General features: G+C 57.5%; 7 protein-coding genes. All 7 read right to left on the bottom strand.

What is annotated here, in order from left to right; genetic code table 11:
* Window positions 1-5: 5 nt before the first annotated feature.
* Window positions 6-1,673 (bottom strand): RagB/SusD family nutrient uptake outer membrane protein, encoded by a 1,668-nt coding sequence (locus tag ABGT65_RS02435; protein ID WP_346699601.1) that lies wholly within the window; start codon window positions 1,671-1,673, stop codon window positions 6-8.
* Window positions 1,674-1,686: 13 nt separating this feature from the next.
* A complete protein-coding gene (locus ABGT65_RS02430) occupies window positions 1,687-4,683 on the bottom strand; it encodes a SusC/RagA family TonB-linked outer membrane protein (RefSeq protein ID WP_346699600.1) in 2,997 nt (998 codons plus the stop codon).
* Between the two features lie 29 nt (window positions 4,684-4,712).
* A complete protein-coding gene (locus tag ABGT65_RS02425; RefSeq protein ID WP_346699599.1) occupies window positions 4,713-6,671 on the bottom strand; it encodes a RagB/SusD family nutrient uptake outer membrane protein in 1,959 nt (652 codons plus the stop codon).
* A 10-nt stretch (window positions 6,672-6,681) separates the two neighbouring features.
* The gene (locus ABGT65_RS02420) at window positions 6,682-9,906 is read right to left on the bottom strand and encodes a TonB-dependent receptor (protein ID WP_346699598.1); all 3,225 of its coding nucleotides are present in this window, start codon (window positions 9,904-9,906) and stop codon (window positions 6,682-6,684) included.
* Window positions 9,907-9,925: 19 nt separating this feature from the next.
* Entirely contained in the window at window positions 9,926-11,617 is a 1,692-nt protein-coding gene (locus tag ABGT65_RS02415) for a hypothetical protein (RefSeq protein ID WP_346699597.1), read from the bottom strand.
* Window positions 11,618-11,754: 137 nt separating this feature from the next.
* A complete protein-coding gene (locus ABGT65_RS02410; RefSeq protein WP_346699596.1) occupies window positions 11,755-13,533 on the bottom strand; it encodes a hypothetical protein in 1,779 nt (592 codons plus the stop codon).
* 191 nt (window positions 13,534-13,724) lie between these two features.
* A complete protein-coding gene (locus tag ABGT65_RS02405; RefSeq protein ID WP_346699595.1) occupies window positions 13,725-17,927 on the bottom strand; it encodes a two-component regulator propeller domain-containing protein in 4,203 nt (1,400 codons plus the stop codon).
* Window positions 17,928-17,948: the final 21 nt, after the last annotated feature.

Genomic DNA, 17,948 nt, shown 5'->3' with positions numbered 1-17,948 from the left:
TGTCATTAATTCCAACCTTCGTTCTGTATCAGATTCCGGTTGTTGTACAGCTCGGCCTCGGAGAGGGGATAGTAATACATCTTGTCGTCCCAGATGCGTTCCTGTACCAGCTTGCGGGTATAGGAGATCGAGCCGTTCGCATTCGTGATCTCCAATCCGTAGAGACGTGTGGTCTGCGGGCCGATCTTCCACCTGCGGATGTCCCAGAAACGATGCCCCTCAAAGGCCAGTTCCACACGACGTTCGTTGCGCAGCCGTGTTTCGAAACTGTCGTAATTGACTACCGAGGCGATTGCGGGCATTCCGTAACGGGTTCTTACCTGGTTCAGCGCCTCCAGCGGCGAGAGGTCGAACGCGACGTCCACACCGTCGACATCGAGCGTTCCGGTGAAGGCGGCGTTCTGCGTGGCGGCTCCCAGCGCTTCGGCGTAGTTCAGTACGACTTCGGCGTAGCGGAACAGCGGGTACACGTGCTGGAAATAGGTCTCGCTGCCGGCTACGAAACTGGTCTCCTCCTGGATGTGCTTGTAGAGGTAGTACGAGGTGACGGAGGCCCCGTCGAGGGGGAGTCCGTTGCGTCCTCCGGTATAGGACTGGATGTACTGATCCTTGAACAGGGCTCCGTTGTAGAGCAGGGTCTTTGCAAAGCGGGGATCACGCATCGAGGCGTTAAGCAGGTTGCGCCAGTGTCCCTCGTCGTTTCGGTTGAAGACCGTTCCGTTGCGCATGTCGAACGCTTCGGCCAGGTTCTGTGAGGGACATATTCCGGTGTTCCCGCCTTCGTATCCGATCGGGAAATTGGCGGCTTCGAAGGTTGAGCTTAGCGGACAGAGTTTCCCGAAGATCAACCCTTTTGCGGATGCGTTGTTCGTGGTCTGTTCGTCGATGAGCGAATAGACGCCGCTGTCGATGATCTCTTTGGCAGCAGCAGCCGCTCTCAGATACCGGGTCCGGTCTCCTGTCGGATTGTTCAGGGGACTGGCCGCGTAGAGCAGCACCCGGGCCTTGAGGGCCTGTGCCATTCCGCGGGTCACACGTCCCACTTCGCCGTAATAGGATCCCGAATAGGTCACGGGCAGCGAGGGAATGATGGCGTCGCATTCGTCGACGATCCATTCGACGGTCCTGTCGTAGGTTGCCGGTTCGAGCGTGTTGACCTCCTCTTTGGTGAAGGAACGGTTGGCAATGACGATCGAGCGGTAGCGTTTGAGCAGTTCGAAATGGAAATAGGCTCTCAGGGCCCGGATCTCGAACGGATAGTTTTTCAGCTGCTTGAGATCCTCGGCGTAGTTGTCCTGGTATTTGGCCTCGGGGAAATCTTCGGGACAGTTTTCCAGGAAGTAGTTCGCGGCGGCAATGGCCGCGTAGAGCTCGTCCCAACGGTCGTCGATGAGGTTCACGGGGGACCAGCTGCCGTCATAGAAACGTTTGATGTTGTTTGTTTCCCAGACATAGACGGCATCGTCGGTAGCGGCATCGAGCATCGTCTCTTCGACGTCGGCCAGCCCGTCGCGCACATATCCGTATACGTTTGTGGCGCTCTGTTTCACCCGGCTGAAGGTCGAGAACTGGTATTTGACGGTGTGGTATTCCGATTCGTTGAGCTCCAGGAAATCGCTGCACGAAGCCAGCAGCAACGGGGCAGCGAGGAGGATTGCAATGGATTTTTTCATCGTACGGGAAGTGTTAGAAGATGAGGTTGAGGCCGACCTGGTAGCTGCGAGCGGAGGGGTATCCGGTGCTGATGTACTCGGGATCGAGAATTCCGACGTGATCGGCCGAGAAGAGATTCATGCCCTTGACATAGAGACTGCATTCGCGCATCCGGATTTTCGTTGCGAGATGCCGTGGCAGCTTGTAGTACAGGCAGAGTGTTCTGAGCTTGAAGAAGTCCCCGCGTTCGGTCCAGAGAGAGCTCGCGGCGAAGTTGTTGGCATTGGAGAGTGTTGTCAGCCGCGGATAGCGTCCCTGGGGGTTGTAGGTCGACCAACGGTTCTCCAGATAGTGCTCCGAGACGTTTTTGTCGTTGCCGTAGAGCGGTTGGTAGATGCTCGCCAGCGTGGTGGCGACCGTCGACCGCCCGGTCCCCTGGAAGTAGGCGCTCAGCCCCAGGCCACGCCATTTCAGTTCGATGTTTATGCCGTAGTAGAGTTGCGGCAGGGGGGCATAGAGCTGGTAGGCGCAGTCGTTTGCGTCGATTTTTCCGTCACCGTTCAGGTCGAAGTACTTCACGTCGCCGGGTTGTACGTGGCTCTGATAGGTCGAGACGGGAAGTCCGGCGCGCAGCGAACCGTCCGGATTGAAATCCTCCGTCTGATAGAGCCCTTCGGCCATCAGCCCGTAGAAACGGTCGATTGCATTGTTCCTGGCATACATATACCAGTGGGGCTTGTATCCCTCCTCCTTCTGAAGAATCTCATTCTTGGCGTAGGATACCTGTCCGCGGATGCCGTATCCGAAGTCGCCGGATTGTTTGCGCCACCCCAGGGCGAGTTCCCATCCGTAGTTGCGGACCTTTCCGGTGAAGACGTCGGGGGCTCCGATTCCCAACACCCCGGAGAGGGTGGCGTCGGACGAGACACGGATATTGTGCCGTTCGTTGTAGAAGAGGTCGGCATCGAAGGTCAGGCTTTTGAACAGTCCGAGTTCGAGACCGATGTTGCTTCGGTATTCCCGTTCGGGCTCGATTCCGGTGGAGGGAAGGGCTCCCTGGGCCGTACCGTACTGGGAAACGGATCCGACGAAGATGTATGAATTCCCGGCTCCGTTGAACTGCTTGTCCATGTCGTAGGAGAGTCGTGCACTCATTCCGGTTACGCCGAACGATGCGCGCAACTTGAGCAGGTCGAGCTGTTCGACGTTGCGCAGAAACGATTCCCGGGATGCGATCCATGCGGCCGATACGGCGGGATAGATCCTGTATTTGTCGCCCGAGGGCATCTGGCTGGCGCCTCCGTATGTCACGACGGCCTGTACCAGATAGCGGGAGTCATAGTTGTATGCCACCGAGGCGATTCCGTCCCGATACATGTAGGAATTGTTTGCGCCGCGGTAGTCCGAACGGTTCTCATTGAAGATCAGACGCGCCGAGATGCCGTGCCGGCCGAAGGAGCGGTCGTAGAGCACCTTTGCCCATACGGACGTACGGTTCATGGCCGCCGAGAGCCAGCTGTTGAACGAGATGTTGCTGTCGTTGCCGTAGGCCGTATAGGAGATCTTCTCGACATTTCCGTAGGAGTCGGTTGTCGGGGCGACCTCCTTGTAGCCGTAGTTGCAGCTCCTCGAATCGGTGATGTCGGCCGAATTGTCGTAGGCCACGCGCACCTGCAGCGAAAGCCCGGGGGTAAGCATCGAGAGATCCTGATCGATCGTCAGGTCGGCGAAGAGCGTCCGTTGCAGCACCGTGTTGTATCCGCGTGCCGCCAGCTGTGCCAGAGGGTTGTCGAAGAGTTTGCTGCGGGCCCAGCCTCCGCCCTCGGACTGCGGAGCCAGGGGATAGAATGCAGAGGCCGGCGTATTGTACATACCGGCCAGATCCGTCCCGGTGCTGGGTTGTTGATACTGCATCAGGCGCCCCATGAGGTTGACGCGCGCCACGGTGCTTTTCGTCAGCCGGGCCTCGATGTTCGAGCGGACCTTGAGTGCGTCCATTCCCACCTGGGTGGAGTATCCGTCGTTCATCTCCGTGTTGTTGAGGAATCCGCGGTTGCTGTTGTAGTTCGCATAGACGAAATAGCGGATATGGTTGCTGCTTCCGTCGAAGGAGAGGTTTACGTTGTGTGTGAATGCGGCCTGGCGGAGGATAAGGGCGTTCCAGTCGATGTCGGGGAAGAGTTGCGGACGCTCTCCGTTTGCGATCAGCCTCATGTCGTGCATGGTATAGCGCGGTGTGAGACCGTCGTTTGCAAGGGCCTCGTTCACGGCTTCGGCATAGGCATATCCGTCGGCCATTTCCGGGACGCGGAACGGGGTCTGCACGCCGAAATTGTAATCGATGCGGGTTCGCAGACCGTGGTCGCCGCCGCGTTTGGTGGTGATGACCACCACGCCGTCGGCTCCGCGGTTTCCGTAGAGGGCGAGCGATGCGGCATCCTTAAGGACCGTGATGCTTTCGACCTCCTGGGGGTTGATTTGTGCCATGTCGCGTTCGATTCCGTCGACGAGGACCAGCACCTGGTTGCCGCCGAAGGAGCCCTGGCCTCGGACGTAGAGATTCGGCGAGCTGTCCCACGGAAGGTTATTGCCCTGGTAGACCCCCAGTCCGGGGATCAGTCCGTAGAGGTTGTTCATCAGAGAGGGTGCCCCTGATGCCTCGATCTCTTCGGATGCGGCGGCAGCCAGTGCCGCGGTGCTCTCCGATTTCGAGATGCGTTCGTCATAGCCCAGATCGAGAAGACGGTCGTTTTCGGAGAGCTGGACATTGAGTCGGGAACCTTCGACACGGACGGTCTTGCTTTTCCGGTTGAAAAGTGTCAGCGTGATCCTGGAGCCCTCGGGTGCCTGGATCACCGCCTCTCCGCGGTCGTCGGTCCGTGCGGCGACCGTGCGGTCGTCGGCTATCGTTATCGCGACTTCGCTCAGCGGCCTGTTCCAATGGTCGGTGACGCAGACCTTCACGTCCTGTGCTTCGGCCCGGGCGAATGCAGCAACCAGGAACAGCAATGCGAAATATGCTTTTTTCATCGTTTGAAATTTGTCTGTTTAACAATCGTCTACCAACCGGGGTTCTGCACGAGCCCGTATCCCTTGTTGACCTCATCCGAGGGGAATGCGCTCAGGTACCATTTCGGATCGAAATTGTTGGTCCAGGCGCGGACGGGTTCGGGTTGCGGATCGGAGAATTCCAGGGCGGAGGCGTTTCCTGTGATCGTGATGCCGTAGAGGGGCTCTTCGAGGATGTCGCTTCGCTTCCAGCGCACCAGATCGTACCAGCGGACCTCCTCGAAGCAGAATTCGCGGGCCCGTTCGTCGAGAATCTCCTCGCGCAGGCGTTTGTCGCCGAGGAATTCCGGGTAATCGGGAGCTTGGGCCAACTCGTCATCGGGATGGAGACGTTTGAGCTGTGCATCGGTAATGGCGGGCAGTCCGGCGCGGTCACGTGTCTTGTCGAGCCATTCCTTGGCCTGCTCGCTCTGTCCGGTTTCGTTGAGGGCCTCGGCATAGGTGAGGCAGATCTCCGCCAGACGCAGATAGGGCGAGCAGACGGCCTTGTAGTGGTAGGTCTCGGGATTGAAATCCCAGAAGAATTTGCGGATACAGAATCCCGAGATGGCGCGTCCGGCATTTTTCTCGCCGCGCTCGGTGCCTCCGATCCACATCTCGGGTTGCCGCCCCCGGAATGTCTTTCCGCCGATGACCATCACGGATTCGGAGAGCCTCGGGTCTCGGTCTACGAAGGGGGTGTTTGTCTCCGATCCGCTGTGTCCGTTTCGTGCGATCCAGTCTCTGTAACGGGCCGGTTCTCCGGTACTCGAGGGGAAGAGGTCGACATAGTTGAGCGTCACGCAGCTGCCGCCCCATCCCCAGTTCTTGTTTCCGGTGATCGGGTCGACCGAAGGCCCGAAACAGTAGGTGTGATAAAGATCGTAGAATTTTTCAACCTGCCGGCCTGTCGAGATCAGGATCTCGCCGTTGTTGCGGTCCGCATAGCATTTGGAGAAGTCCTCGGCGGGGTTGTCGGTGTCGACGAGTGCATAAATGTTTCCGTTTCGGGTGTTCTCCTCGAAAAACTCCTTGCAGGCTGTCACCACATCGTTCCACCGCTCCGTCGAGCAGTTCCCCCACCAGATCATCCTTTCGGCATCCTGGGCCGAGACTTTGGATGCGTTGGCGCCCGTGGGCGATTGTGCCGGGGCGTAGGGTGCCGGAGCATTGAAGAGGGGGCTTGCCGCAAAAGCCAGTGCGCGGATCTTCAGCCCCATGGCCGCGGCTTTCGTGAAACGTCCGTCCTCGGAGGCGTTGACGGTCCACGTAAGTCGTTTCGCGGCCTCGTCACAGAGGCTGACGATATACTTCAGGGTCTCTTCGACGCTTTGCCGCTTGAAGTCCACCCCGTCGAGGTTGCTGACGTTGACCGAGCTCTTGAGCAGCGGTATTCCGCCGAAATTCCGGAACAGATCGAGGTAATGGCAGGCCATGATCATGTAGGCCTCCCCCTTTCCCCGCTCTTTTTCCTCCGGGGTCATGTCGGGAACGCGGTCGACGTTTTCGATGTAGAGCAGGGCGCGTCGGATTCCCCACCAGGTGGCATCCTGCCACGGGTTGAAGCCCATTTTGGTGCTGGTGCTGGTGTTCTCGGTTTCGGCGCTGTAGGTCCCCGAATAGTAGACCGATGCGGCACCGCCGTAGCTCATGTGGCTGTTGATGATGTCGGTCAGGGCATCGAGGTTGTCCCATCCGAGTTTGTCGGCGGCGGGTTTGTATCCGTATTCATTGTCGCTTTCGTTGGGGAAGTTCTCGTTGCTTCCGAGTGTCAGACAGGAGCGCATGGTGGCATAGGCTCCGGTCAGCGCACGGTCGGCGTAGAGCTTGCGCGAAAAGATCGAGTCGATGGTCATGTCTACGCCGGGGGTCTTTTCCAGAAAGTCGTCGCCGAATTTCAGGTCGGCACAACCGGCTCCGCACACCAGTGCGATTGCGAAGGACAACAGGTTTATGATCGATTTTTTCATGAGCGGTCAGTTAAAAGGTGATATTGACTCCGAAATTGAAGATGCGTATGTTGGGATACGTATCGATGGATGATCCGCCGGTCGTACCCTCGGGATCGATGTCCATGTCGTTCAGCTCGGAGAAGAGCGTCAGCATGTTATATCCGCTGAAATAGACTCTCAGAGACTTGACACCCAGTTTGTTGAAGAATTTGTTCTTCTCGAAGGTGTAGCCCACGTCAAGGACCTTCAGCCGCAGGTAGGAACCGTCCATGAGCCACAGGTCGGAGTCCTCGAGGTAGTGTTGTTTGTTGGTGAAGGTCAGACGCGGGAATCGTGCGTCGGGGTTTTGCGGCGTCCAGCTGTCGTCGGCAAGGAACTTGAGCAGCGCCCGGGAGTTCGTGCTTCCGAACGGTTCGCGGTACTCTCCCGAGAGCATTCTGGAGGCATGGAGTCCGGCCGTCCACTGCATGGAGATCTCGAATCCTTTCCAACGGATGCCGCCCAGAAGACCGAAGACGTAATCGGGGCGATCGTTGTATCCGAAATAGGTCTTGTCGTTTCCGTCGATCACACCGTCGGCGTTGAGATCCTTGAAAAGGGCGTCTCCGGGCCGGGGATTTGCCAGCGACATGACGGGCAGGACCGGTTTGCCATTGGCGTCAACCTTCAGATTCCCGGCCTCGTCGAAATCCTCCTCGGAGAGGAAACGGTCGAAGAGGTATCCGTAGTTCAACCCTGTGCTGCGTCCGGTCTGCGCCATCCAGGGATAGTTCGGCGTGACCTCGTCCATGTAGATGATCTTGTTTTTCGAATAGGAGACGTTGCCCTGTACCCACCAGTTGAGATTGGTGGCGTTGGCGTTCCATCCGAGCGAGATCTCGAAGCCTTTGTTGTCCACTACGCCGAGGTTCATCAGCGGCAGGCTGACGGCCACGATCGAAGGGAGTGTATTCCTCGCCGAGAGAATGTCGTAACGGTGCTCGAAGAAGTAGTCGGCCGTCAGCGAGAGTCTCGAACCGAACATCTTCAGATCGATGCCGTAGTTTTGTTTGCGGACCTTTTCCCAGGTCACTTCGTCGTTGCCGATCGTTCCCTCGACGGCGTCGTACTGCATGCCGGTGAATTCGCTTCCGAAGCTGTAGCTTCCGCCGGTGTTGCGGATCGAGTGTTCGCCGTACCAGAGCCCCTGCCGGTAGAGGAAGCGGGCCCCGCTGTACTTGTCGTTTCCGACCAGTCCGTAGGATGCCCTGATCTTGAGGAAATCGACGACCTGCTGGTTCTTCATGAAGTTCTCCTCCGAGATGATCCAACCGACGGATCCGGCGGGGAATACGCCGTATCGTTTCCCGGGAGCGAAATTCTCCGAACCGTTGTATCCGATGTTGAAATCGAGCAGATAGCGTTTCTTGTAGGAGTAGGTTGCCCGGCCGACGTATCCGACATAGGCAGTGGGGATGTCGCTGTACTCGGCCGGATAATAGGTTTTCGACTGGTTGTAGAGCAGCAGCGCCGAGACGTCGTGGTCGCCGAACGATCGCTGGTAGTTGATGCTTGCCTCGAGGTACCAGTTCCGGCCGCGTGAGGTTGCGGGTTCGGAGTAGCTCATTGGCTCGTCCATGCCCGTAACGCCGTCGGTCTTGTAGATGATGGTGTTGTCGAATTCCGGATCCGAGACGTCCATCCCGGGCTGAGTGATCGATCCCAGGTAGTAGGGGGAGTAGGCACTGTCGCCGGCCGTCACGCCATACTGATTGATGACGGAATGGCTGGTGTTGTAGGCCCCCTTGACATTGACCTTGAGCCCCTTGGTGATGATATCGAGTTCCTGTTCGAGTGCCAGGTCGAGATTCAGCTCATTGGAGCGTACCTTCCGGTATCCCCAGTTGTAGTAGTAGTCCAGACCACTTGAAAGTTCGGCCAGGGGAATGTAGCTGCTGTGGGTGTTGGTGATGTATTTTCCGTCGACGAATCCGGGACTTGAGAAGGGCGTAGCCCACATGATTTTCTGCCACAAGGCATCGGTCACGGGCTCCCGTCTTGTACCGGTTCTCCCGCCGACGTTGAGTTTGAGCAGCGTGGTTCGGGTCAGATCGATGTCGATGTTCGAACGGTAGTTGAACCGTTTGTAGTTGTAGTTGGGATCGTAGTTCTCGTACATCTTCTTGAGCATTCCGTCCTGTTCGAGGAATCCGCCCGAGACGAAGTAACGGACGCGGTCACCACCTCCGGAGATGGTTGCGCTGTGCTGGGTTTGCCAGGCGAGGTTCTTGAAGATGTAATCGTTCCAGTCGACGTCGGGGAACATGATCGGGTCGTCACCCTTTCGGAACCGTTCGATGACATAGGGCGAAAAGGTAAGCTTGTCTTCGGTGAGTCCCGGGGTGTCCGACATTTCGATTTCCGAATAGATGCGGGCGTAGTCGTAACTGCCCACACCGGTCAGGTTGCGCAGGGTCTGGGTCAGACCGAAGGAGGAGTTCCACGAGATTTCGGGAGCTCCCTTGTCCCCGCGTCGTGTGGTTACGAGAATGACGCCGTTGGCGCCCCGGACCCCGAAGACGGCGGTCGAGGAGGCATCCTTGAGGACCGTGATGCTTTCGATCTCATGAGGGTCCATCTGGAAGAACGAACGCTCGACGCCATCGACCAGAATCAGCGGCTGCGACGTGGCATTCGAAAGCGAACCGGTTCCACGGACATAGATTGAGGGATCCTCGGCTCCGGGCTGTCCGGACATCTGCACGGAGGAGATGCCGGTGACGGCTCCTGCAAGTGCATTGGCGGGGCTTCCGCTCGGGGATTTGAGCAGGTCCTTGGTGGCGATGGAGGCGATGGCGCCCGTCACGGAGACCTTTTTCTGCTGCCCGTAAGCGATGACCTGCACCTCTTCGAGAGAGGTCGCATCCTCCTGCAGACGGATGACGATCTCTGCGGTTTGTACGGATTGAACCGTTTCGGAGCGATAACCCATATAGGAGACCTCCAGTTCGACCGTGCGGATGGATTCGGGGACCCCGATCCGGAATTCCCCGTTGATGTCGGTGCTGGTTCCGATGGTTGTACCTTTGAGGATGACCGTGGCTCCGACGAGCGGGTCGTTGGTCCGTGCGTCCAGCACGCGGCCGGAGTATTCGACGGTGCGGCGGCTCTGCTGTCCGGCGGTTGTTCCCGCCGTATTTTCCGCAGCCGTCGAGCTCATCGGACCCCACGCGGCACAGAGTGCGAGCAACAGACAGAAGGGTATTTTTTTCATGATTCGGTTCGGTTAAGCGTTATTGTTTCGCATCGAAGGTCAACAGGTATTTGGCGGTCTGGTATTCCGCTCCGCAGACCCGATTCCCGTAGAGGTAGATGGTCGGCTGGAATTCGTCGTCGGCATAGAACGATCCACCCACATAGTACATGTATCGCCAGCCCAGTTTCTGCAGTAGCCAGGCAATCTGCAGCATGCCGCTTTTGCCGTTCGAGGCGGCGAAGGCGATTCTTCCGTCGAACGTCGTACCGATGAAACAGCGGGTGCGTTCTCCGTTCCAGGCCGTTCCGTTCCCGGACGAGTCGCCGTATCCGTCGTTTGCGATGCTGGTTTGATACCTCAGCGCATTTCCGTCCCAGATGATCCGGGGATAGGCCGTTGCGAAACATTTCGCATCGAAGGACCAGTCGGAGGTATAATCGGCATATTTCGCCTTTTGCGGGAAGTGCTCGGCCATGGTTTCATCGGTGAGCAGCCCGTAGTATTGGGGATCTACGAAGGCCATTTCCCGGTATTGCGAGATATCGGTTGGCGCGAGGTTGTCGGGCGCGAGAGCCGCGCCGGTCAGATGCAGCCCGCCCTCCCGGTCGAATGCCACGCAAGCCCGGAAATAGCCCTTTCCGAGGGTCTTTATTTTCTGATCGACGATCCGCTCCTCCAATACCACCTCGCTCTGCAGCTCCTTCGAGCAGCCGGTCATCACGAAATCGGCCATCGAACCGTCTATTTCGAGACCGCCGGCGTCGTCGGCCCTGATGCTGCCGGATACTTTCTGCGGATCGACGAATATGACGGTCAGCGACTGGTTGTTGAGTACGGTCGTGGGACGGTTGGACGCCCAGTCTCCGAGGAAACTCATGGCCGCCAGCTGGGCGTCGAGGCTGTTTCCGTAGTTGCCGTTCGTCCAGAATTCGGGCTCTTCGGGCTGACCTTCGTTGAGTATGGGTACGGCGGGCAACGAGGTGGCCTGGTAGACGGTGAAGGGGGATCCCTCCTCGACGAACTGGGTTGTCACGTCGCGCATACCGATGGACGAGGGTGAGGCCATTACGCGGCCGAAATTGATCTGCACCGTGTATGCGACCTGTTTTCCGTTCATGTCGACGAGCAGCGTTTCGTCTTTGCCTTTCGAGAGATCGAACGTTGCGCGGTTGTCTGTGCCTACGGAACCCCCGTCGAGCAGAGACCCGTCGCCGAAGATGAGGGTGATGGCCGTCATGTCCATGCCGAGCGCGTAGTTCACGGTCAGGGTTTTTGTCGCACTTGAGAGGGTCACGTCATCCGAGGTGCTGCTGCCTTCGACCGAGATCTTCGAGGCGTCCACGAGCGGCAGCGAGTTGGAGCGTACCGAGAGCCAGTATTTAATGATTCGTCCCTGGGGGTTGTTGAAATGGATCACGGGAGAGGTCCCGAGGTCGAATTGTTCGGGATTTTCGGGATAGATGAGCGTGTAGCCGGGATTGAGGCTTACGCGGATGGAACATTTGTCGAACTCGTCGGCAGTATCGAAAGCCAGCGAGTAGTTTTTCTCGTCGATGGCGACGGCCTGGACCGTCTCACCGTTGTTTGCCGTCACCGAGAGTGCGGAGAAGGCCTCTCCACGGATGGTTTCGGCAATGTTGTCCGGGGTTTCGGAGCAGGCGCCTCCGAACAGGACGAGCAGTAAAAGGGCCAGGATCGGTACGAAACGGTTGCGTAAATTGGGTTTCATGATTGGTTGAATGTCGGGGTGCGGTTCAGTTCGGGAATCCGGTCGACTCGGTGCTCCGCAGAGCATCGAGTCGCCGTATTTCCGGTTTGAGCGATCCGGCCGCAGGAGGGGCCTGCGGCCGGGCATGTGTTCAGAGGTTATTTGGCGTTGTAGACGATCTTGTAGCAGAGAGGACACGTGCTGGATGCTCCACCCGAGACATTTACGCCGTCGACGTAGATCGAGGGATAGTATTCGGTCGAGCCGCCGTTTGTGTCCGCAACGTTCATCCATCCGTCGTGACGGGAGGTTGCCGTGGCATTGGTGCAGCCTGCAACCTGCAGCACGCGCCCGCCCTGAGACATCAGTACGCCATCTCCGGTTTCGGTAGCGAAGACGATCTTGTCCTCGGTTTCGCCGATGAAGGTGCGGCGGGCTCTTGCATTGTATGCGGTTGCGTTGCCGGGAGATGAGCTGTTTCCGTCATTGAGCAGGCCCCAGCGCCAACCCTTGGCTTCTCCGTTTAGAATCATGAGCATGTGTGCTGTTGCCACACTCTGCATGTCGAATTCCCAGGATGCAAGGAATTTGTTCTTGTAGTTGGCACCGTAATAGTATTTGTCCCGTTCGTTGTCGCTGAGCACGGCGTTGTGGTCGGTCTGGTCCTCGCAGAAGGGAAGCTGCCGGATCGAGTTGTCCGTATCATCCAGTCCGGCCAGTACGAAATGGATGGTTCCGTCTTTGTCGAAGGCGATAGCTGTCCGGAACGCTGTCGACCAGGAGAGGCTGTTTGCCAGGGTGGTGCCGCCGACGGCGATCAGGTTGTTACGGAATTTCTGGTCTTCACGCACGACGACATTTCCGCTCATGGCGATGAGACCCTCGGAACCGTCGATCGAGAATCCGCGATCTTCGCTGCTGGCCACGATCTTGCCGCTGACCTTGGACTTGTCGACGGTCACGATCGTGAAGTTCACACCCGTGACGGTCTGGGTAAAGTCCGCATCCGTGCAGTCGCCCAGACACCGCATGGCGGCCTCCTGAACCTCCAGCGAACTGTTGTTTGTCCAGTGTACGGGTTCCGAGGTGCTGCTTCCGTCTTCTCCCTTGCCATTGGTGGCGCCCGGCATGTTGTTCAGCGTGGTGGCGTTGTATACCTTGATATAGTCGTATTTCGAGGCGAATGCATATTCGGCCGTCTTGTCAATGAAGTCGCCCACGGTTTTCAGTTTTTTGAGGAATTCATCGGCCAGTGCGGGCATCTCGAGAACAAAGGTATACTTGTGCTCCTTGCCGTTGATCACCACCGAGACCTCCTGTTCGGTCGTGGCACCGAATGCAAGGGTCAGTATGTTCCCGCTCATTCCCGAGATCGAGGCACCCTCCTTGAGCGCTCCATCGGCGAAGGTTATCTCGACGGTGGTCGAGGCATTCGCATCGAAGGTGATGATGATGCGGGAGGCGTTGTCGGGCGAAATGCTTACGGAGGCTCCCGCTACGCTCAGTTTCGACACGTCGATCGGATTGGCGTTCGTCGCCAGCACGAGGTCATAGGTCATCGTCTGGTCGTCGTCGGAGGCGAAGGTGATGCTGGGATCCGTCGAAAGGTCGATACCGTCAAGTTCGGCCGGAGCCTGGACCTTCCAGCCCGTATTGGTTTCGACGGCAAGAGTGACGCTTGTGAAGTCTTCGGCATAATCGAAGTTCAGCGAGGCCTGTTTCTGTTCATCGTCCACCGTAGCGGTTACGGTCTCCTCGCCGATAGTGGCCTTTAGACTCTTGATCGGTGTAGCGGCCACCTCTACTCCGGGATCGTCGCTGTCGGGACCGGAGGGTGGAGGGGTTGGTGTGTCGTCATTCGAGCACGCGAAGAGGAAGGCCGTCGCCAGAGCAAGACTCTTGGTGGCCAGGACGCGGTAAGAATAGAGTTTCTTCATAAAGGTAAGAATTAGGATTTTGGATTCTGTTTGATCGAATGTCCGCAGACCTGCAGGTGCGGCATCCGCTTTTCTGAATCCAAAATTCCGAAAAAACAAGGGAACAAACGGGGGAAATTTGACCGTAAAATTTCATCGGAAGAAAAATTCCGGACAATTTTCACCGTTGAGGATTATGTGGCAAAATGCTGTTATTCAGATTTTTTATCTGTCTGCGGCTGTTTCTTCTCCGGGTTGGAGAGCTGTTCCACATATTCTCGGGGCGAGAATCCGAATTTCTTCTTGAAACACATGCTGAAATACTTCGGGTCATTGAATCCCGAGGCGTAGGCAAGATCGGCCACGCGTATGTGCCTCTGTTTTTCCAGCAGGGTGCATGCGGCGCGCAGACGTACGTCGAGGACAAACGCCGCCGGCGTCAATCCCGTGAGTGATTTCAGCTTTTCCGTGAGCACCGTGCGTGAGGTGTTCATCTCGCGGACGAAATCGGTGCGTGAAAAGGCACTGTCTGCGATGTGGGCATTCACGCAGTCGATCGCCTGTCGCAGGAATTGTTCGTCCATGGAGGTGTACTCGAGTTTTTCGACCTCGAAGACGACCTGATTCCGGAAGCGGGAACTGCGCGTGGCCTGTTGTTTGAGCAGGTTGTCGATCCGGGCGAGCAGCACCTGGAAACTGAACGGTTTGGTGATGTATCCGTCGGCCCCCGAATTGTATCCTTCGACACGGTTGGTATCACCGTGGCGTGCGGTCAGCAGGATGACGGGGATGTGGCAATATTCGAACGTGCTTTTGATCCAGTGGCAGAGCTCCAGTCCGTCCATCTCCTCCATCATGACATCGGAAACCACCAGGTCGACCGAATGTTCCGTCAGTCGTTGGATGGCCTCTTGCCCGCTGGCTGCGGTGATGATCTGGAAACGGCGTTCGAGCAGATGGCGGATCAGCTCCCGGAGGTTCTCGTTGTCGTCGACGATCATGACCGTATGTCGTCTTTCCGGCGTGTCGAGGAGTTCCGGATCCGTGTTTTCGGACAGCGGGGTCAGCTCCTCCTCGTCGGATGCTGAGGATGTGTCGTCCGGCTGTGGCGGGATTGGAGCCAGCGGAGGTTCAAGCACGGCATTGAAACCGTCGGTCCGATCGTCGGTTTCGTCGTCGATCTCCTCGGGTGTGTAGGCATCGGGCAGGATCGGCAGGGTCACGCGGAAACAGTTCCCGCGTTCCCGGGTGCTCGTCACGGAGATCTGCCCCTTGTGGATGGTGACGAGATCTTTGACCAGCGACAATCCGATACCGGTTCCTATTGTGTTGAACTTCCGATATTTGCCGTCGTAGAAGCGCTTGAAAAGGTTGTCGATGGTCTCTTTGTTCATGAGGTCTCCGCTGTTGGCGACCTCGATTTCGGCAGCCTCCTCGCACAGCCGCATGCAGATTCCGATCCGGCCTCCGGAGGGGGTATATTTGGCGGCATTTGAAAGCAGGTTGTAGATGATCTTGTCGACTTTGTCGGGATCGAACCATCCGGAGATATTCTCGGGATCGGAATCGAACGAGAAGGTCAGCTCCTTTTTGTCGACCAGCGGTTTGAAGGCTTCGCCGCACTTGCGTACGAAAGCCGTCAGGTTGCCTCTGGAAACGCGGAGTTTCAGATTCCCGCTTTCGGCTTTCCGGAATTCGAGGATCTGTTGGATCAGACGCATGAGCCGTGTGGCGTTCACCGTCATGATGGAGTAGAGCGTGCGTCGTTCGCCGATTCCGTTGTTGAGCCCTTCGAGCGACGTCAGCAGAATACTCAGCGGCGTCATCAGTTCGTGTGTCACATTGGTGAAGAACTGCAGTTTCACGCGGTTCAGCTCTTCGATTTGCTGCTGTTCGAGGTGTGAGATACGGATCTCGTGTTCCATGCGCAGCCGGTAGCGAGTGAAGCGGAACGCGGCGTAGATCAGGGTGAGGAACAGAACCACATAGATGAGAATGGCCCACCAGGACTGCATGGGTGGTGGATCGATTCGTATCGACAGCGTTTTTTCGTTACTGCACCATACACCGTTGCTTCCGGCACCCCGCAGTCGGAAGGTGTAGGTCCCGGCGGGGAGGTTGCTGTAAAAGGTGGTTCTGTGTCGCCAGTCCACGGTGACGAAACTGGGATCCACCCCGTCCAGCTGGTATTGGAAGATATTGTCGGTCGGCGACAGGAACGAGAGTACGGAGAATTCGATACTGAAATTGTTCTGCCGGTGGTTGAGCCGGATGGAGGTGGCGTATGCGATATCCTTGTCCGCGATTTGCCTGCGCTCGGATTCGGGCATGCTGCGCAACGAGCGGTTGTGGACCTTGAAATCCGTGAATACGAGCGGCAGAGTCGTCTTTCGCTGGAAGGCACGGCTCCCGGTGAAGATCCTCAGCCCGTCCGATCCGCCGAACGCGATGCGGGAATAGTCGAGCAAGGCGGCCGAATGGCGGTTGAAATAGAAGGATCGGGTCTCTCCGGAGACCTGATAGGTATTGATGTTCTCGATGTTGCCGTCGGCGTCGGCCGAGAGCGAATAGACCGAATTGGCCGTAGAGATCCAGAGTCGGTCGTTGGTATCCTTCAGAATGTTGGTTACGCGCATGCGGCCCTGTGCGGGGAGCGATGTCACGGGCTGGAAACGTTCGCTGCGGGTGGGGCATACGACAATTCCGTGGGAGGAGCCTGCCCAGACGCTTCCGTGCGGATCGACGGCCAGGCAAACGATGCATTCGTCGGGTAATCCGTCCTCTTTGAGGAAACGCCGGCACTCCTTGTTCCGCAGATCGAATCTCACGATGCCTTCGGCGTATACGGCTATCCAGACTCTTCCATCATTGTCGAAACAGATGTCGTGCACATCCGGATTCGCGGGACAGAGTCCGATCTTTCCGCCCCACCATGTTTCGGGCGATAGCGTATGTCCGTCGTAGGTGTGGATGCAGAAACCGCGCCGTGTCCCGATCCAGACATTGCCAAGAGGGTCCTCGCGGAGCACATGGATTCGGTCGTCGTGCATGGCGGGGGTGTTGTGTCGATCCATCTGCCTGAGGCTTCCACGGGCGGGGTCATAGATCCATATTCCCGTATCGTTGGTTGCGAACCAGTATGTTCCGTCGGTTTTTCTGTGGAGGATCGAGGTGACGGTGGTGTTGTCGGACATCCGGCTCAACCCGGGTATTTGCGACGTATTGCGGACTTGTCCGCTGTGGATGTTGTAGTGGACGAGTCCGACATCGGGCATTCCGATCCAGAAATCTCCGTCGCCGATGTAGTGAAGACTCTGGATGGAGCTCGTATTGTAGAGTGTACGGAGGTTGTAGGAGGAGTTGTCGGCGAAGTGGAACTCGCGCATCTGGGTCTTGCAGACGCCGCCGCCCTCCATTGCGACCCATACCTGGCTGTCCCTGGTCAGGAGCAGCGAGGTGACATGATTGTAGGGGAGTTCTCCGATTCTGGATCCGGATTTGAAGTTCTCGAACGAGGCGGGGTCGTATTTGTCATGCAGAACACTCAGACCGCTGGACGTTCCGATCCACAGAATCCCCTGCGACGGATCCTCGGCGATGTCGGAGATTGAATCGTCAAGAAGAGAATGGTCGTCGGACGTGTGACGATATCGGACGTACTCCGGGGCGGAGGGGCTGTATGGGTTTTTCAGCCTCAGCAGTCCGGCTCCAGCGGTCCCGATCCAGATGATTCCTTCGGAATCGCAGAAGGCGACACGGGCCGCACGAAGCAGAGGATCGTCGTATACGTATGTTCTCTTTTCCCGGATGTCGTATCGCAGCAGTCCGCAGTTTTGTGAAACGATCCACAGACAGACGTTCCGGTCCTTGATCACCGAGGTGATGCCGGTTATGAGTTCTCCGTTGTTGTCGCGGATGTCCATCTGGTAGAATCTCCGTACGGTGGATCCTTTTCGGAAGAGACCCTTCTCTCCGGCAGCCCAGACCCCGTTTCCGGTATCGCAGAAGACGGCCGAAACATTGTCGTCGGCGAGCTCTCCGCAATCGGCCGCCGTGACATTTCCGGATATTTTGTCGAGGCAGAAGAGCCCGTGTTCGGTTCCGATCCAGATGTTTTTGTCCCGATCCTCGGCCATCGTGTTGACGAAGGCATTGAATCCGATTCCGGGCGCCAGATTTTGATCGTAGGTGATGAGATCGTATCCGTCATAACGCAACAGTCCGCAATCGGTGCCCATCCAGATGTATCCGTCGGAGTCCTGGAAGAGGTCCCGGACCTCGTTGGTCGGGAACTGGTCGGGCAGGACGAGAGAAAACCTGCTGTGCAACAGTTCGGCAGCGAGGATGCCGGGAATGCCCGGCAAGGAGAGCAGTCCGATGAACAGAAGTCCGTATTTGGCGAAGAGGAATTTCATACCATGTGAGCCCTAAAGATA

Origin of the sequence: uncultured Alistipes sp., from assembly GCF_963931675.1 — a bacterium.
In the GTDB taxonomy this organism is placed as follows: Bacteria; Bacteroidota; Bacteroidia; order Bacteroidales; family Rikenellaceae; genus Alistipes.
This window is presented reverse-complemented; position numbering and strand designations above follow the sequence as displayed.

Coding starts and splice junctions, on each gene's coding strand:
- ABGT65_RS02410 (WP_346699596.1), bottom strand. CDS start 13,533: ATGAAGAAACTCTATTCTTACCGCGTCCTGGCCACCAAGAGTCTTGCT.
- ABGT65_RS02435 (WP_346699601.1), bottom strand. CDS start 1,673: ATGAAAAAATCCATTGCAATCCTCCTCGCTGCCCCGTTGCTGCTGGCT.
- ABGT65_RS02415 (WP_346699597.1), bottom strand. CDS start 11,617: ATGAAACCCAATTTACGCAACCGTTTCGTACCGATCCTGGCCCTTTTA.
- ABGT65_RS02405 (WP_346699595.1), bottom strand. CDS start 17,927: ATGAAATTCCTCTTCGCCAAATACGGACTTCTGTTCATCGGACTGCTC.
- ABGT65_RS02430 (WP_346699600.1), bottom strand. CDS start 4,683: ATGAAAAAAGCATATTTCGCATTGCTGTTCCTGGTTGCTGCATTCGCC.
- ABGT65_RS02425 (WP_346699599.1), bottom strand. CDS start 6,671: ATGAAAAAATCGATCATAAACCTGTTGTCCTTCGCAATCGCACTGGTG.
- ABGT65_RS02420 (WP_346699598.1), bottom strand. CDS start 9,906: ATGAAAAAAATACCCTTCTGTCTGTTGCTCGCACTCTGTGCCGCGTGG.